Below are 16663 nucleotides of genomic sequence, written 5' to 3'. Positions count from 1 at the left end.
TTACTGATGCGTCACAACGATAAGACGCAAGGCATCCAGACGCCAGCCTGCCTGATTAAGGCTTTCCAGCACCTGCTTACGGTTGCTCTCGATCGCTGCCAGCTCGTCATCGCGGATGTTTGGGTTTACCGCTTTCAACGCTTCCAGACGGGAGAGTTCCGCGGACAGTTTGTCGTCGGCTTCTTGACGTGCGGCATCAATCAGCGCCCGGGCCGCTTTTTCGATCTGCGTTTCACCCAGCTGCAGAATAGCGTGCACATCCTGCTGTACCGCATTGACCAGCTTACTGCCGGTATGGCGGTTCACGGCGCTCAGCTGGCGGTTAAAGCTCTCGAATTCAACCTGAGCGGCGAGGTTCGTGCCGTTTTTGTCCAGCAGCAGACGCACAGGCGTTGACGGCAGGAAGCGGTTGAGCTGCAGCTGTTTCGGCGCCTGCGCTTCGACAACGTAAATCAGTTCCAGCAACAGAGTACCCACTGGCAGCGCTTTGTTTTTCAACAACGAGATGGTGCTGCTGCCGGTATCGCCTGAGAGGATCAAATCCAGACCGTTGCGGATCAGCGGGTGCTCCCAGGTGATGAACTGCGCATCTTCGCGCGACAGCGCCACATCACGTTCAAAGGTGATGGTGCATCCATCTTCCGGCAGGCCAGGGAAATCCGGGACCAGCATATGGTCGGATGGGGTCAGGACAATCAAATTCTCGCCACGATCGTCCTGATTTATGCCAACGATGTCGAACAGGTTCATGGAGAAGCTGATCAGGCTGGTGTCATCATCCTGCTCTTCAATGCTTTCAGCGAGCGCCTGGGCTTTTTCACCGCCGTTGGAGTGGATCTCCAGCAGGCGGTCACGGCCCTGTTCCAGCTGAGATTTCAGCGCTTCATGCTTATCACGGCAGGCTTTGATCAATTCATCAAACCCGTCGGTGTTCTCTGGCGCGGCCAGATAGCCGATCAGATCGGCGTGCACCTGATCGTAAATCGGGCGGCCGGTCGGGCAGGTGTGCTCAAACGCATCCAGACCTTCGTGGAACCAACGCACCAGTACGGACTGGGCGGTTTTTTCCAGGTAAGGAACGTGGATCTGAATATCATGCGCCTGTCCAATACGATCCAGACGGCCGATACGCTGTTCCAGCAGATCCGGGTTGAACGGCAAATCGAACATCACCAGGTTGCTGGCAAACTGGAAGTTACGGCCTTCAGACCCGATTTCAGAGCACAGCAGAACCTGGGCACCGCTGTCCTCTTCTGCAAACCATGCCGCGGCACGGTCACGCTCGACGATGGACATCCCTTCGTGGAACACGGCGGCGCGAATACCTTCGCGTTCGCGCAGGACCTGCTCCAGCTGCAGTGCGGTGGCTGCTTTGGCGCAGATCACCAGCACTTTCTGAGAACGGTGCGCGGTCAAATAGCCCATCAGCCACTCAACACGCGGGTCGAAGTTCCACCAGGTGCCGGTATCGCCTTCAAATTCCTGGTAAATCTGTTCCGGGTAGAGCATGTCGCGTGCACGCTCTTCTGCAGTTTTGCGCGCGCCCATAATGCCGGAAACTTTAATGGCTGTCTGGTACTGCGTCGGCAGTGGCAATTTGATGGTATGCAGTTCGCGTTTCGGGAAACCTTTCACCCCGTTACGGGTGTTACGGAACAGGACGCGGCTGGTGCCGTGGCGATCCATCAGCATATCGATCAGTTCTTTACGCGCGGAATCCGCGTTGTCACTGTCGCTGTTGGCCGCCTGCAGCAGAGGCTCAATATCCTGCTCGCCAATCAGATCGCTCAGGGTGTTGAGCTCGTCATTCGAGAGATGTTTACCCGCCAGCAGCAGGGCAACGGCATCGGCGACCGGACGGTAGTTATTCTGCTCTTCAACGAACTGCTCAAAGTCATGGAAGCGGTTTGGATCGAGCAGGCGCAAACGGGCGAAGTGGCTCTCCAGACCTAACTGCTCCGGCGTTGCGGTCAGCAGCAGGACGCCTGGTACGCGCTCGGCAAGCTGTTCGATAGCCATGTATTCCCGGCTTGGTGCATCTTCGCTCCAGACCAGATGGTGCGCTTCATCGACCACCATCAGGTCCCATTCGGCGTCGCACAGATGCTCAAGACGTTGCTTGCTGCGGCGTACGAAATCCAGAGAGCAGATCACCAGCTGTTCCGTTTCAAACGGGTTGTCCGCATCGTGCTGGGCTTCTGCATAGCGCTCGTCATCAAACAGAGCGAAACGCAGGTTAAAGCGGCGCAGCATCTCGACCAGCCATTGATGCTGCAGGGTTTCCGGTACCACAATCAGCACGCGCTCGGCTGCGCCGGAAAGCAGCTGTTGATGCAGGATCATGCCCGCTTCAATGGTTTTCCCCAGGCCCACTTCATCTGCCAGCAGAACGCGAGGTGCGTGACGGCGGCCCACGTCATGGGCGATGTTCAGCTGGTGGGGAATAAGGCTGGTACGCTGACCGCGCAGGCCGCTCCACGGCATACGGTACTGTTCACTCTGGAACTTGCGCGCGCGATAGCGCAGGGAGAAGCGATCCATACGGTCGATTTGCCCGGCAAACAGGCGATCCTGCGGCTTACTGAATACCAGTTTGCTGTCGAGCAGCACCTCACGCAGGATGACATTGGCCTCGTCGGTGTCCAGGCGAGTCCCGATGTAGGCGAGCAGTCCATTCTCTTCTTTTACGTCTTCGACCTTTAGCTGCCAGCCGTCGTGGCTGGTCACGGTGTCACCCGGGTTGAACATCACGCGGGTCACAGGGGAATCATTGCGGGCGTACAGGCGGTTTTCACCGGTAGCAGGGAAAAGGAGGGTAACCATTCGTGCATCCACGGCAACCACGGTTCCTAATCCAAGTTCGCTTTCTGTATCGCTGATCCAGCGTTGACCAAGTGTAAAAGGCATATTTGTTCGGCTCTAATCGTAAATTGCAGGCAATAGTTCAACCACCGTCAAAAAAGACAGTCATTGAAAAATGGGTCCGGGAATGGAAAGGGCGCTATGGTACTGGATGGCAGCCATTTCGTCACGTGTCAAAATAGGCCAAGTTGCCCTGTCACTAGTGTAGCAAAGTCGTCGTCGATGAAGGGCAAAATTCCGTCCGCGACCGGCTGAAGCTGACGCGTAAGATAGTGCTCGTAATCCAGAGGCGAGTGCTGGTAATCCACCGGTTCCGGGCCGCTGGTGGTCCAGAGGTATTTGATGGTTCCCCGGTTCTGATACTGCGGGGCACGCCCCCGGCGCACGTTCTCCTCATCCGCCAGACGCGCGGCGCGGACGTGCGGCGGAACGTTGCGCTGGTATTCCGCCAGTGGGCGGCGCAGGCGCTTGCGGTACACCAGCTGGGCGTCGAGTTCACCGGCCATCAGGCTGGCAATTGTTTCACGCACGTAGTCCTGATAAGGCTCGTTGCGAAAGATACGCAGATAAAGCGTTTGCTGAAACTGCTGTGCCAGCGGCGTCCAGTCGGTGCGTACGGTTTCCAGCCCTTTAAAGACCATTCGCTGCTTGTCACCTTCCTGAATAAGACCGGCGTAGCGCTTCTTACTGCCCTGGTCGGTACCGCGAATGGTGGGCATTAAAAAGCGGCTGAAATGGGTTTCAAACTCCAGTTCTAACGCGCTGCTTAACCGCTCTTTTTGCAAACTTTCCTGCCACCAGGCGTTCACAAAAGCCACCAGTGATTTGCCGATTCGCGCGGCATCCTCTTCTGAATGCGCGCCCTTAAGCCAGACAAAGGTGGAATCCGTATCGCCATAAATAACGTCATAACCCTGGGATTCAATCAACGCTTTGGTCTGGCGCATGATGTCGTGCCCGCGCATGGTGATAGATGACGCCAGTCGTGGGTCGAAGAAGCGGCAGGCGCTGGTCCCCAGAACCCCGTAAAACGCGTTCATGATAATTTTCAGCGCCTGAGAAAGGGGCTTGTTGCCATGACGCTTAGCCTCGTCGCGACCGTGCCAGATGTTTCCCACGATTTCCGGTAGACAGTGCTTTTCCCGTGAGAAGCGGGCCCCGAGAAAACCTTCTGTGCTGTGCAAATCGTCAGGCTGCGCCATCCCTTCCACCAGCCCGACGGGATCGATCAGGAAGGTGCGAATAATGGACGGATAGAGGCTTTTGTAGTCCAGCACCAGCACGGAGTCATACAACCCGGGCCGGGAATCCATCACGTAACCGCCCGGGCTTGCCTGCGGCGGTACGTCACCGAGGTTGGGGGCGACATAGCCCGCCCGGTGCATACGCGGGAAATAGAGGTGGCTAAAGGCGGCCACGGAGCCACCGTGCCGGTCAGCGGCGAGGCCGTTCACCGTCGCGCGCTCGAGCAGGAAGGGCATGATCTCCGTTTTGTGGAAAATCTGCGTCACCAGTTCACAATCTTTCAGGTTGTAGGTGGCGAGCGCCGGTTTGTCTTCGTTAAAGCGCCGGTCGATTTCATCCATTCTGTCCCACGGATTGTCGATGGATTTCCCTTCGCCGAGCAGCTCCTGCGCCACCGCTTCCAGAGAGAAAGAGGAAAAATTCCAGAAGGCAGATTTGAGCGCCTCAATGCCGTCGATAATCAGGCGGCCATTGGCCTGCGCGAAAAACACACCGTTTTTAAAACCGTGCTCGCGCCATTCCAGCTCGCTGTTTCCGCGCCCCAGCATCAGAGGAATGCGGTAACGTTCAGCATGTTTTTGCAGCACGCGCAGATCGAACTGCACCACGTTCCAGCCGATCAACACATCGGGATCGCGATCGGCAAACCACTGGTTAAGCTTTTCCAGAAGCTGTGGCCGGCTGTTGACATACTCCAGCCGGAAATCCAGCGCGGATGCGTTGCCATTCGGGGGGCCAAGCATATAAACAACCCGATCCCCGCAGCCTTCAAGGCCGATACAGTACAGCTCACCGTGGCGAGTGGTTTCGATATCCAGCGAGACCCATTTCAACGGCGGCCGGTAGGTAGGGTTGGGTTTGAGACGGGCGTTAATAAGGCTGCCGTTTTGCGCGGTGCCGTCGACCCAGACGGGGGCAGTAATAAACCGCTCCATCAGAAAACGTTCTGGCGGGCGGATATCGGCTTCGTACAGCGTCACGCCAGCGTCGCGCAGCAGTTTTTCATAACGCATCAGCTGGCGATGGGCGCGGCAGTAAAGGCCATGTACTTGCTGACGGTGGAAATCTTTCAGTTCAAGCGGCGTCAGGCGCCAGCCATTTTCACCGCGCAGCAGTTGCTTTACTTTCTCAACATGATCGTTCGGGATAAAAGCCACGGACTCCTGCGGCGGCAGGGTCACGTGCAGCGGGCCGTTGTCCGTCGCCAGCCAGAATGCCACCTCGGTGCCCTGAGGAGTATCCCGCCAGTGTCGGGTAAGTAAAAAACCTTCTTGCGCCTGCGCCACGCCGCTATCCCATAAAACAAAACCAGGCTTAATTATAGCCTGGTTGAATATTTTATGCTGGGTATATATACAGTTTACTGCCCGTAATAGGCTTTTGCGCCATGTTTACGCAGGTAGTGTTTATCCAGCAGGGTTGGCTGCATATCCGGAAGCTGCGGTGCCAGCTGGCGGCAGAAGATGCCCATATACGCGACCTCTTCCAGCACAATCGCGTTATGTACCGCATCTTCGGCGTTTTTGCCCCAGGCAAAAGGTCCATGGGAGTGCACCAGCACGCCGGGCATTTGCGCAGCGTCGATACCCTGTTTTTCAAACGTTTCGACGATAACGTTGCCAGTTTCCCACTCATACGCGCCGTTGATCTCTTCATCAGTCATCAAACGGGTGCAGGGAATGGTGCCGTAAAAGTAGTCTGCGTGCGTGGTTCCGGTCGCCGGAATGGACTGGCCGGCCTGCGCCCAGATGGTCGCATGACGCGAATGGGTATGCACAATACCGCCAATGGTCGGGAAGGCCTGGTAGAGCAGGCGATGCGTTGGCGTGTCGGAGGAGGGTTTTTTCTTTCCTTCCACCACTTCGCCCGTGGCGATGCTGACGACAACCATATCTTCTGCGGTCATTACCGTGTAATCCACCCCTGACGGCTTTATCACGAAGACGCCGTGCTCGCGGTCAACGGCGCTGACGTTGCCCCAGGTCAGCGTCACCAGATTGTGTTTGGGCAGCGCCAGGTTGGCTTCAAGTACCTGACGTTTGAGATCTTCTAACATGCAATCCTCCAGGAAAAGAGGCCCGCCCTGCGGCAGGCCAAAGGTTCCCCTGTTAACGTTTTGAACCGTAATAGACTTCGTTCCAGCGCAGCGCGTCTTTGAACGCGGGCAGGCGGGTATCGTTATCAATGACGGTCAGTTCGATGTCGTGCAGTTCGGCGAACTGACGCATGTCGTTCAGATCCAGCGCGTGGCTGAAGACGGTGTGGTGCGCGCCACCGGCCAGGATCCAGGCTTCCGAGGCGGTTGGCAGGTCAGGCTGCGCTTTCCACAGGGCGTTGGCGACCGGCAGTTTTGGCAGAGAATGCGGGGTTTCAACCGCATCCACACAGTTCACCAGCAGGCGGAAACGGTCGCCAAGGTCAATCAGGCTGGCGTTGATGGCAGGACCGGTACGGGTGTTGAAGATCAGACGTGCCGGGTCGGCTTTTCCGCCAATGCCAAGGTACTGCACGTCGAGGATCGGTTTCTCTTCAACGGCAATGGAAGGACACACTTCCAGCATATGCGAGCCAAGTACCAGGTCGTTGCCGTTTTCGAAGTGGTAGGTGTAGTCCTCCATAAAGGAGGTGCCGCCCTGCAGACCGGTTGACATCACTTTCATAATGCGAAGCAGAGCGGCAGTTTTCCAGTCGCCTTCGCCGGCAAAGCCGTAGCCCTGCTGCATCAGACGTTGTACCGCCAGGCCGGGCAGTTGTTTCAGGCCGTGGAGGTCTTCAAAGGTGGTGGTAAAGGCATGGAAGCCACCCTGTTCCAGGAAGCGTTTCATACCCAGCTCGATACGTGCTGCATCCAGCACGTTCTGGCGTTTGTCACCGTGAATTTGTGCAGCAGGGGTCAGACGGTAGCTGCTTTCGTATTCGTCGACCAGCGCGCTTACGTCGCCATCGCTGATTTCATTCACCACCTGCACCAGGTCGCCCACGGCCCAGGTATTCACCGAGAAACCAAATTTAATCTGTGCGGCAACTTTATCGCCGTCGGTGACCGCCACTTCACGCATGTTGTCGCCGAAACGCACCACTTTCAGGTGGCGAGTATCTTGTCGGGACACCGCCTGGCGCATCCAGGAGCCGATACGTTTTTGCGCATGCTGATCCTGCCAGTGGCCGGTGACGACCGCATGTTGCTGGCGCATACGTGCGCCGATAAAGCCGAACTCGCGGCCGCCGTGCGCGGTCTGGTTCAGGTTCATAAAGTCCATATCAATGCTGTCCCACGGCAGGGACGCGTTGAACTGGGTATGGAACTGCATCAGTGGTTTATTGAGGATGGCCAGACCGTTGATCCACATTTTGGCCGGCGAGAAGGTGTGCAGCCACACCACCATGCCAGCGCATTTATCGTCGTAGTTCGCGTCGCGGCAGATGTTCGTGATCTCATCCGGGGTCGTGCCGAGCGGTTTGAGCACCAGTTTGCACGGCAGTTTAGCCTCTGCATTGAGCGCGTTGACCACGTGCTCAGCATGTTTCGTCACCTGTTGCAGCGCTTCCGGCCCGTACAGATGTTGGCTGCCAATGACAAACCACACTTCATAATTATTAAAAATGGTCATTATTGTGTCCTTAATGTGTCAGGGTTGCCGTAGTGTCCGCGGTGTGTTTGGCCGGGGCGGCGACAGGGAGATAGTGAAGTTCGGCGCTTTTTGCCCATTGCTGATAGCGCTGATAAAGCTGTTCAAAACGCTGCGCCTGCTGAGCACGCGGCTGGAGGGTATTTTCGACAGCGCTCGCCATGTGCTGCTGCGCGGTCGGGATATCGGCATGAACGCCTGCCGCAACGGCCGCGAAGATCGCTGCTCCGAGGGCACAGCACTGATCGGAGGCGACAATCTGCAGTGGACGGTTCAGCACGTCACAACAGGCCTGCATGATTACCGGGTTTTTACGGGCGATGCCGCCTAGTGCCATCACGTTGTTGACGTCAATGCCCTGCTCGGTGAAGCACTCCATAATGGCGCGCGCCCCAAAGGCAGTTGCGGCAATCAGGCCGCCAAACAGCGCTGGCGCGTCGGTGGCGAGGTTAAGATCGGTGATCACCCCTTTCAGGCGCTGGTTGGCAAATGGCGTACGGCGACCGTTGAACCAGTCGAGCACCACCGGCAGGTGATCGAGAGAAGGATTCTTTGCCCACGCGGCGGTGAGCTGCGGCAAAAGCTGCTTTTTACTTTCGGCAATCTGGGTCTTCAGCTCAGGATGTGCCGCCGCCAACTGATCCAGCGGCCAGCCCAGCACGCGGCCAAACCAGGCGTAGATATCGCCAAAGGCGGACTGACCCGCTTCCAGACCGATAAACTCCGGTACGACGCTACCGTCAACCTGGCCGCAGATGCCTTTTACCGCCCGATCGCCTACGCTGGCTTTATCCGCGGTGAGAATGTCGCAGGTGGAGGTGCCGATAACTTTCACCAGCGTGTTTGGCTGGGCACCGGCGCCCACCGCGCCCATGTGGCAGTCAAACGCCCCGCCGGAGATGGCCACGTTTTGCGGCAGACCCAGGCGCGTCGCCCACTCTTCACAAAGCGTACCCACCGGAATATCGGCGGTGAAGGTGTCGGTGAACAGCGGGTATTGCAGACTCTTGTTGATGACGGGATCGAGTTCATCGAAGAACGCCGCCGGTGGCAGGCCACCCCAGCTTTCATGCCACAGGGATTTGTGTCCGGCGCTGCAGCGTCCGCGGCGGATATCCTGCGGACGCGTGGTACCGGAGAGCAGGGCTGGTACCCAGTCGCACAGTTCAATCCAGGATACCGCGGCCTGCGCAACGGATGCGTCCGCGCGGGTTACGTGAAGGATCTTTGCCCAGAACCATTCACTGGAGTAAATACCGCCGATGTAGCGCGAGTAGTCCGTTTTACCGGGCTGGTGACACAAGCGGGTAATGGCCTCGGCCTCTTCAACGGCGGTGTGATCTTTCCACAGCACGAACATGGCGTTCGGGTTATCAGCAAACTCCGGACGCAGCGCCAGAACATGGCCTTCGGCATCCACAGGGGCAGGCGTTGAGCCGGTACTGTCGACGCCAATCCCGACGATCTCTGCCCGCTGGGCGTCGGTCAGTTCAGCCAGCACGGTTTTGATTGCCGCTTCCATCGACTCAATGTAGTCACGTGGATGGTGACGGAACTGGTTATTTGGCGCATCGCAGTAGCGCCCCTCTTGCCAGCGCGGGTACCACTCAACGCTGGTTGCTATTTCCTGGCCGCTTGTACAGTCCACTGCCAGAGCGCGAACCGAGTCGCTGCCAAAATCGAGGCCAATCGCAATTGCCATGGTGTTGCTCCATCAAAAAACAGGTATGAGAGAACATTAGAGACTGGAGGCGAAAATCGTCAGGCAGGATCCGCTAATCTTATGGACTAAATTGCTGTTGCAATAGAAAGTGTGACGCCGTGCAAATAATCAATGTGGACATTTCTGCCGCACTTATAGACACTTTTGTTACTGCTGATCTGCCCCCGTGGGCGGATAAATCAGGGGGAAAGGCTGAAACATGGCGGACGTAAAAGAGGCGTGATGCTTTTTGGATCTTTTCGCGGGCCATTTTTATACTGCTTTTATCGATATGGACAATTGGTTTCCTTCAGGACCCTTGGGAGAACTGAATCTATGGCCGAAACGCAAAACGATCCCTTATTACCGGGCTACTCGTTTAATGCTCACCTGGTGGCGGGGCTGACCCCTATCGAGGCTGAGGGATATCTCGATTTTTACGTCGACCGACCGCTCGGGATGAAAGGGTATATTCTGAACCTGACGGTGCGTGGGGAAGGGATTATCAAAAATAACGATCAGCAGTTTGTCTGCCGTCCGGGCGATATGCTGCTGTTTCCGCCGGGAGAGATCCACCACTACGGGCGTCACCCGGAGGCCAAAGAGTGGTATCACCAGTGGGTCTACTTCCGCCCGCGCGCCTACTGGCAGGAGTGGCTCTCGTGGCCGGCTATTTTTGCGCACACCGGTTTTTATCGCCCGGACGAGGTTCATCTGGCTCAGTTCCGCGAACTCTTTGCCCAAATTATTGAAGCGGGGCAGGCGGGTGGCCGGTATGCCGAACTGCTGGCGATTAACCTGCTTGAACAGGTGCTGTTGCGCCGGATGGAGGCGATAAACGCGTCACTTAATCCTCCGCTGGACAACCGCGTGCGCGACGCCTGCCAGTACATCAGCGACCATCTGGCCGACAGCCAGTTCGATATCGCCAGCGTCGCCCAGCATGTGTGTCTCTCACCGTCGCGGCTGTCACATCTGTTCCGTCAGCAGCTGGGCGTTAGCGTCCTGAGCTGGCGTGAGGACCAGCGTATCAGCCAGGCGAAGCTCCTGCTCAGCACCACCCGCATGCCCATTGCCACCGTGGGGCGCAATGTGGGCTTTGAAGACCAGCTCTATTTCTCCCGGGTATTTAAAAAATGCACCGGTGCCAGCCCCAGTGAATTCCGGGCAGGATGTGAATAAACGGTAAAAAAAGATAAACAAGCAGGTGAACTGTGGAAGCAACCTGTAAACTATTCAGACAATTGTTGTCTTGACGCGGTGCAGGGCGCTAAGCAGAATCCCTGATTCGTTTTCTGACCGGAATAGTTATGCAGGCATTGCTGGAACATTTTATCACCCAGTCCGTTATGTATTCGCTTATCGCCGTTGCGCTGGTGGCGTTTCTGGAATCGCTTGCACTTGTTGGGTTGATCCTCCCCGGCACGGTGATGATGGCGGGGCTGGGCGCGTTGATTGGCAGCGGTGAAGTGAATTTCTGGCAGGCGTGGATGGCGGGGATTATTGGCTGTTTACTTGGCGACTGGATCTCCTTCTGGCTGGGCTGGCGCTTTAAGAAACCGCTGCACCGCTGGTCGTTCATGAAAAAGAACAAAGCCTTGCTGGATAAAACCGAACACGCGCTGCATCAGCACAGCATGTTCACGATCCTCGTCGGTCGCTTTGTTGGACCAACGCGTCCGCTGGTGCCGATGGTCGCGGGGATGCTGGATCTGCCGGTTGCGAAATTCGTGGTGCCGAACATCATCGGCTGTGTTTTCTGGCCGCCGTTCTATTTTCTGCCGGGGATCCTGGCAGGGGCCACCGTTGATATTCCTGACGGAATGCAAAGCGGTGAATTTAAGTGGTTGTTGCTGGCTACGGCCCTGCTGTTGTGGATCGCTGCCTGGCTGTGCTGGCGACTGTGGCGCAGCGCGAAAGCGAATGTTGATCGCCTGACGCGTTATCTGCCACGCTCGCGCCTGCTGTGGCTCGCGCCGTTAATGCTGGGGGTTGCCGTGGTGGCGCTGGTCGCCCTGATTCGCCACCCGCTGATGCCGGTGTACGGTGAAATCCTCTTGAAGGTGGTGAGCCGTTAATCTGTTTCCCTCTCCCGTGGGAGAGGGTCAGCCCGCACTGATGCCTAACAATGAAGACGCCCCTGCGTAACCGCTGAGCAGTTCCTCTGTGCCGCCATCCCAGGCAATTCGCCCTTCTGCAATGACCACCGATCGTGGCGCAATCCGCGCGGCATCCTCGATGCTGTGCGAAACCATCAGCATTGTCAGTTGCTGACGCTGGCACACGTCCTGCACCAGGGTAAGCATCTCCTGGCGCAAGGCAGGATCGAGTGCAGAGAAGGGCTCATCCAGAAGCAGTATGGGCTGCTCGCGCACCAGGCAGCGCGCCAGCGCCACCCGCTGACGCTGCCCGCCGGAGAGGGCTTCGGGGAGGCGGTCAATAAACGCGGTAATGCCCATCTGAGCGGCAATCAGCTCCAGCTTCTGGCGCTGGCCGTCGTTGAGTTTCAGGCCAGGATCCATACCCAGGGCGATGTTTTGCCGCACCGTCAGATGCATGAACAGATTATTTTCCTGGAACAGCATCGACACCGGACGTCGGGCGGGTGGCGTGCGCGTATGGTCGCGGTTTTCAATCACTATCGACCCGCTCGCCGGTTGCAGAAAACCGGCAATCAGATTGAGCAAAGTACTCTTTCCGGCCCCGCTCGGACCCAGAACCGCAATCATCTCTCCCTGACGAACCGAAAGGGAGAAGCGCATTGGCAGATGCTGGTAGAGCCAGGTTACATCAGTCAGTTTTAACATTACGCCCCGGAAGTTTTTCGATAACGGTAAATAAGGCAAAGCAGAGCATCAGTAACAGCAGCGCCGTGACGGCTCCCTCCTGGCTACGATAGGAGCCAATTTGCTGGTACAGCCAGTACGGGAGGGTGCGGAAATCTTCATTACCGAAGAGCGCCACGACACCAAAATCACCAATTGAGAGCACACAGGCGAAGGCCAGGGCTTGGGCCAGCGGGCGTTTCAGCGCACGCAGTTCGATAATCTTTAGCCGCTGCCAGCCCTGCAGACCGAGCGACTGGCACAGCAGCGCGTAGCGGCTGTTGATGTCTCGCATCGGATTTTCCAGCACCTTCAGCACGTAGGGGATCGCCATCAGGGCATTGGTGAAAATCACGATGCCATCGGCGTTTTCCGGCAGGCCAATAGTGCTGTTGAACAATAAAAAGAACCCCGTCGCCAGTACAATGCCGGGCATCGCCAGGATCAGCATGCCTGTCAGCTCCAGGGCATGCCCGGCTTTACGGGCCTGACGCGCATAAAGCTCGCGGCTGCTCCATAAAAGCATCATGGTCAGCATGACACACAGCAGCCCGGCGGCCAGCGCGATCCGTAACGAGGTCCACGTTGCCTGCCAGAGAACGGGCTGCTGCAACACGGTAACGAGATTCAGGTTCAGGCCATCGACGATGACGGCCATCAGCGGCGGAAGCAGAAGCAGCAGCGCCAGCGTGATAAGCAGCAGGTCAGCGATCCGGCTATGCATGCTGTCCAGCGGGTCGCGCCAGCCGGTTATCTGATTACTGCCCGGCGGGATGGCTTTGCTCAGACGCTGGCTCAGCAGTACAAGGCACAGGCAGCAAACCATCTGCACCATCGCCAGCAGCGCGGCGCGGCCGGGGTCATAGTCGTAACTGAGCGCCTGGTAAATTGCCAGTTCGATGGTGGTGGCCTGCGGGCCGCCGCCGAGTGAAAGCACGGTGGCAAAACTGGCGAAACAGAGCATAAAGATCAGAGCCGCAACCGGCGGGATCTGACGACGCAGCCACGGCCATTCGACCAGGCGGAAGAAGGATACGCCGCGCATGCCCAACTGGGCGGCAAGCTGGCGCTGTTCACCGGGGATGTTTTCCAGTGCCTGTAAAAAGAGTCTGGTCGCCATCGGCATATTGAAAAAGATGTGCGCCAGCAGAATGCCCTTCAGTCCGTAGGGCGAGAAGCGCCACTCCAGACCCATCAGGCTGAAAAGTGAAGCCAGCCACCCCTGACGACCATAGACGCTCAGGATGCCAAACACGGCCACCAGGACCGGCAGGATCAGCGTCATGGCGCACAGGCGCAGCAGGGCCTGCCTGCCGGGGAAACGGCGACGATAAAGCGCGCGTGCCAGGAAAATGGCGGGGATAACCGACAGCAGCGCAGAGAGAAAGGCCTGCCAGAAAGAGAAACGGATAACGTGCCAGAGATAGCTGTCGTGCCAGAGCGCGAACAGGTCGCTCTCTGGCGCGTTAAACCACAAGGCAAGGAATGCGCCCAGACTGACCGCCACCATCAATACGGCGGCGAGCAGCCCAGGAATTAACCAGCCGGGAATTAACGGCTGACGGCGCGTTGCCATTCACTTACCCATGCTGCTCGCTGCGCGGCAACCTGCTGAGGCGTAAACTCCAGCGAGGTTTGCGGTTTGGTCAGTTTCTCAAAGCCCGCTGGCAACGCCACGCTGGTCACGGGGTACATCCAGTTACCCGCTGGAATCGCGTTCTGGAATGCCGGGGAGACCATAAATTTCAGGAACTTCTCGGCCAGTTCGGGCTGTTTGCTGGATGCCGTGCGGGCTGCCACTTCGACCTGCAGATAGTGCCCTTCAGCAAAACTGGCGGCGGCGTAATTGTCTTTTTTCTCGGCGATGATGTGATAAGCCGGGGAGGTGGTGTAGCTCAGAACCAGATCACTTTCCCCTTTCAGGAACAGACCGTAGGCTTCGCTCCAGCCTTTTGTCACGGTGACGGTTTTGGCGGCCAGCTTCTGCCACGCTTGCGGAGCGTCATCGCCGTAGACTTTCTGCATCCACAGCAGCAGCCCCAGGCCTGGCGTACTGGTGCGAGGATCTTCATAAATAACGCGCCATTTCTGCTCGCTTTCGACCAGTTCCTTCAGGCTTTTCGGCGGGTTTTTAAGCTTGTTTTTGTCGTAAACAAACGCGAAGTAACCGTAATCGAACGGCACAAAGGTGTCGTTCTGCCAGCCGCCCGGGATGCTGACGGCATCGGTGGCGACGCCGCTTTTGGCAAACAGTCTGGTTTTCGAGGCGGCCTCCAGCAGGTTGTTATCCAGCCCAAGCACCACATCGGCTTTACTGTTTTTGCCTTCCATGCGCAGGCGGTTAAGCAGCGAGACGCCATCTTCCAGCGCCACGAACTTCAGTTCGCACTGACAGTCAGCTTCAAAGGCTTTTTTCACCACCGGACCCGGACCCCAGTCGGCTGAGAAGGAGTCGTAGGTGTAGACCGTCAGGACGGGCTTCGCGACGGCAGGCAGCGCAAACAGCGCCAGAAGGGGGAGAACTTTTTTTAACACTTTGCACCTCAAGGTTGAGTGGCAAAGGATTTTGAGTGACAGCCTCAAATCCCTTCGCCGGCGTTATCCGGATCAGGTTCGACGGGTATTATCTCAGCGCACATCAGTGATGCAGCACCCCGTTGAGAACGGCGCTATTGTAATGATTTGGCAAATATTACGAAAGTTTTATGGCTCCGGCGGGGAAAACCAGGCGGATTTAAAATCAAACCAGCCCAGCGTATTCATTCTGACACCGCGCATACTACGCTGCCCCTGGATCATCAGCCAGTGATGGATCAACGGCACGATCGCTTGTTCAGCCAGCAACTGCTGGCACCATGAGGCCAGATTCATGTCGCCAGCGCGCCAGAGGGCCGCGTCCTGCTGCCAGTCCCGGTCTATGCAGTGCTGGATAAGCGGGACCTCATACAGGTGAGAGAAGAGCGAGAAATCAAGCGGCAGGGTAAAGTTGGCACTGTTGAGCCAGATGTCGCTGACAATCTCCCCCTGATGCCATTCATCGTAATCCACCTCTTTGACATCCAGCCTCACCCCAACGGCGGCCAGCAGTCGGGTCATAATTCTGGCGATAAAGCGGTGTTCAACGTGCTCGCGATAGTAGGTCAGGGTGATGGACTCCAGCCCGGCGGGCTTGTCGCAGTATGTCGGACGGGCGTGATGCCAGCGAGGAAGCAGACCATACGCCGGGAACCAGTAGGTTTGGTACTGCTCCTCCGCATGATAAATCAGGCTGGAGGGCGACAACACGTGGCTTATCCATTTGCGCACCTCATGGTTTGCCCCGCGATGGGTACGGCCGTCGAACAGCAGGTAGTAACACCCTTCTTCGAGCCGGCTCTCCACGGCCTTTTCGCCCGTGGTAGGCCCTTCCAGCGTCAGCCCGGCGCTCAGCTCTTCGTTGAGATCCGGTAATACCCACACGTTCACTTCGTCGATCAGCGCCCGGTAGCCAAAATAGTCATCAAAAGCGCGGATTTTCAGCTGGTTGTTGTTATTGCGCGATACAGAGTAGGGGCCGGTGCCAATCGGCAGGCTGGCAAAATTATTCATCGACTCCCATTCACCGGGCAAAATCATCGACGGTACATAGCCCAGCAGCCACGGAAGCCATTTGTCCGGCTGAGACAGTTCAACATCCAGTGTCCATGCCGTAGGGGAGTGAACGCGTGAAATATGGGAATAGAGCGGTAGCGTGCAGGCGCGCTCTAAAGAGGCAATTACATCGACCATCTCCAGCTCGCGGCCGTGGTGGAAATGAATACCAGGACGTAGAAAGAAGCGCCAGTGAAGAGGAGAAAGTTGCTGCCAGTGGTGCGCAATATCCGCTTCCAGTTCCCCATTTTCCTCATTTATGCGCGTCAGGCCGCTGAATATTTGTCGGGCCATATGGGTTTCAGAGCGGCGTAACGCCGTGCCGGGCAACAGGTTTTTCATCGGTCGATAGTAGAGCACCCGCAGAATGTGGCGACCCTGACGAAAGCTGCGCCCGAGATGCGACACCAGCATCTGGCGTACTGCCGCTTTGTCCCCCACCAGCTGCACCAACTGGTCGATGCGGTCCTGTTCCAGCAGGTCTTCCGCTCGCTGCTGCTGCAACGCCAGCCCGGTATACAGGAAGGTCAGGCGGGAGCGTTTTCCGCGACCCGCCTCGGCCTCCCAGTTGAGCCAGCCCTGCTGCTGCATGGTATTAAGCAGCGTGCGCATGTGCCGGCGCGAACAGCTGAGCAGGTCCGCCAGCTCGTTCAGCGTGGTCTCCTGCGATCGCCCCTCGCAGCATTGCCAGAGGCGGATAAATTGTTGTTGCAGACGACCAGAGGGCATAAAAGGGGAACTCCTGACAAAAAATCAGCAATTTATTAATC

At 57.4% G+C, this 16663-nt stretch carries 11 protein-coding genes and 1 riboswitch; of the genes, 2 read left to right on the top strand and 9 right to left on the bottom strand.

The genetic code is table 11. The annotated features are described in order from the left end of the window. The 5 genes from rapA to araB form a co-directional block, all read right to left on the bottom strand. A complete protein-coding gene (rapA, locus tag L466_RS02415) occupies positions 1-2907 on the bottom strand; it encodes an RNA polymerase-associated protein RapA (RefSeq protein WP_032681677.1) in 2907 nt (968 codons plus the stop codon). 128 nt (positions 2908-3035) lie between these two features. Continuing rightward, the gene (gene polB / locus L466_RS02420) at positions 3036-5393 is read right to left on the bottom strand and encodes a DNA polymerase II (RefSeq protein WP_032681676.1); all 2358 of its coding nucleotides are present in this window, start codon (positions 5391-5393) and stop codon (positions 3036-3038) included. A gap of 74 nt (positions 5394-5467) precedes the next feature. Next, the gene (araD, locus tag L466_RS02425; protein ID WP_032681675.1) at positions 5468-6163 is read right to left on the bottom strand and encodes an L-ribulose-5-phosphate 4-epimerase; all 696 of its coding nucleotides are present in this window, start codon (positions 6161-6163) and stop codon (positions 5468-5470) included. 52 nt (positions 6164-6215) lie between these two features. Further along, the gene (araA, locus tag L466_RS02430; protein WP_014168604.1) at positions 6216-7718 is read right to left on the bottom strand and encodes an L-arabinose isomerase; all 1503 of its coding nucleotides are present in this window, start codon (positions 7716-7718) and stop codon (positions 6216-6218) included. A gap of 10 nt (positions 7719-7728) precedes the next feature. After that, entirely contained in the window at positions 7729-9438 is a 1710-nt protein-coding gene (gene araB / locus L466_RS02435) for a ribulokinase (protein WP_032681674.1), read from the bottom strand. 336 nt (positions 9439-9774) lie between these two features. Here araB and araC point away from each other — a divergent pair, with 336 nt between their 5' ends. Together araC and L466_RS02445 are read left to right on the top strand one after the other, a co-directional pair. Continuing rightward, positions 9775-10620, top strand: coding sequence for an arabinose operon transcriptional regulator AraC (gene araC, locus L466_RS02440; RefSeq protein ID WP_025205437.1), 846 nt, complete (start codon positions 9775-9777; stop codon positions 10618-10620). 128 nt (positions 10621-10748) lie between these two features. Further along, entirely contained in the window at positions 10749-11516 is a 768-nt protein-coding gene (locus L466_RS02445; RefSeq protein ID WP_014168607.1) for a DedA family protein, read from the top strand. Positions 11517-11543: 27 nt separating this feature from the next. Here the strand turns inward: L466_RS02445 and thiQ are convergent, their stop codons facing one another. From thiQ to sgrR, 4 genes are all read right to left on the bottom strand, one after another. Then, positions 11544-12245, bottom strand: a complete 702-nt coding sequence (thiQ, locus tag L466_RS02450) for a thiamine ABC transporter ATP-binding protein ThiQ (RefSeq protein WP_032681673.1) — start codon at positions 12243-12245, stop codon at positions 11544-11546. Then, entirely contained in the window at positions 12229-13839 is a 1611-nt protein-coding gene (gene thiP / locus L466_RS02455; RefSeq protein WP_032681672.1) for a thiamine/thiamine pyrophosphate ABC transporter permease ThiP, read from the bottom strand. The genes thiQ and thiP overlap by 17 nt, the downstream gene beginning before the upstream one ends. After that, positions 13815-14798, bottom strand: a complete 984-nt coding sequence (gene thiB, locus L466_RS02460; RefSeq protein WP_032681671.1) for a thiamine ABC transporter substrate binding subunit — start codon at positions 14796-14798, stop codon at positions 13815-13817. Before thiB ends, thiP begins: the two co-directional genes overlap by 25 nt. A 31-nt stretch (positions 14799-14829) precedes the next feature. Then, a riboswitch (TPP riboswitch) is annotated at positions 14830-14930 on the bottom strand. Positions 14931-14966: 36 nt separating this feature from the next. Beyond that, complete coding sequence (gene sgrR / locus L466_RS02465) at positions 14967-16622, bottom strand: HTH-type transcriptional regulator SgrR (protein WP_032681670.1); 1656 nt, start codon at positions 16620-16622, stop codon at positions 14967-14969. Between the last annotated feature and the right edge of the window lie 41 nt (positions 16623-16663).

It is taken from the genome of Enterobacter sp. BIDMC 30, assembly GCF_000534355.1.
Lineage (GTDB): Bacteria > Pseudomonadota > Gammaproteobacteria > Enterobacterales > Enterobacteriaceae > Enterobacter > Enterobacter ludwigii.
The sequence above is the reverse complement of the archived record's forward strand: the minus strand, read 5'-3'. Positions and strand labels throughout refer to the sequence as shown.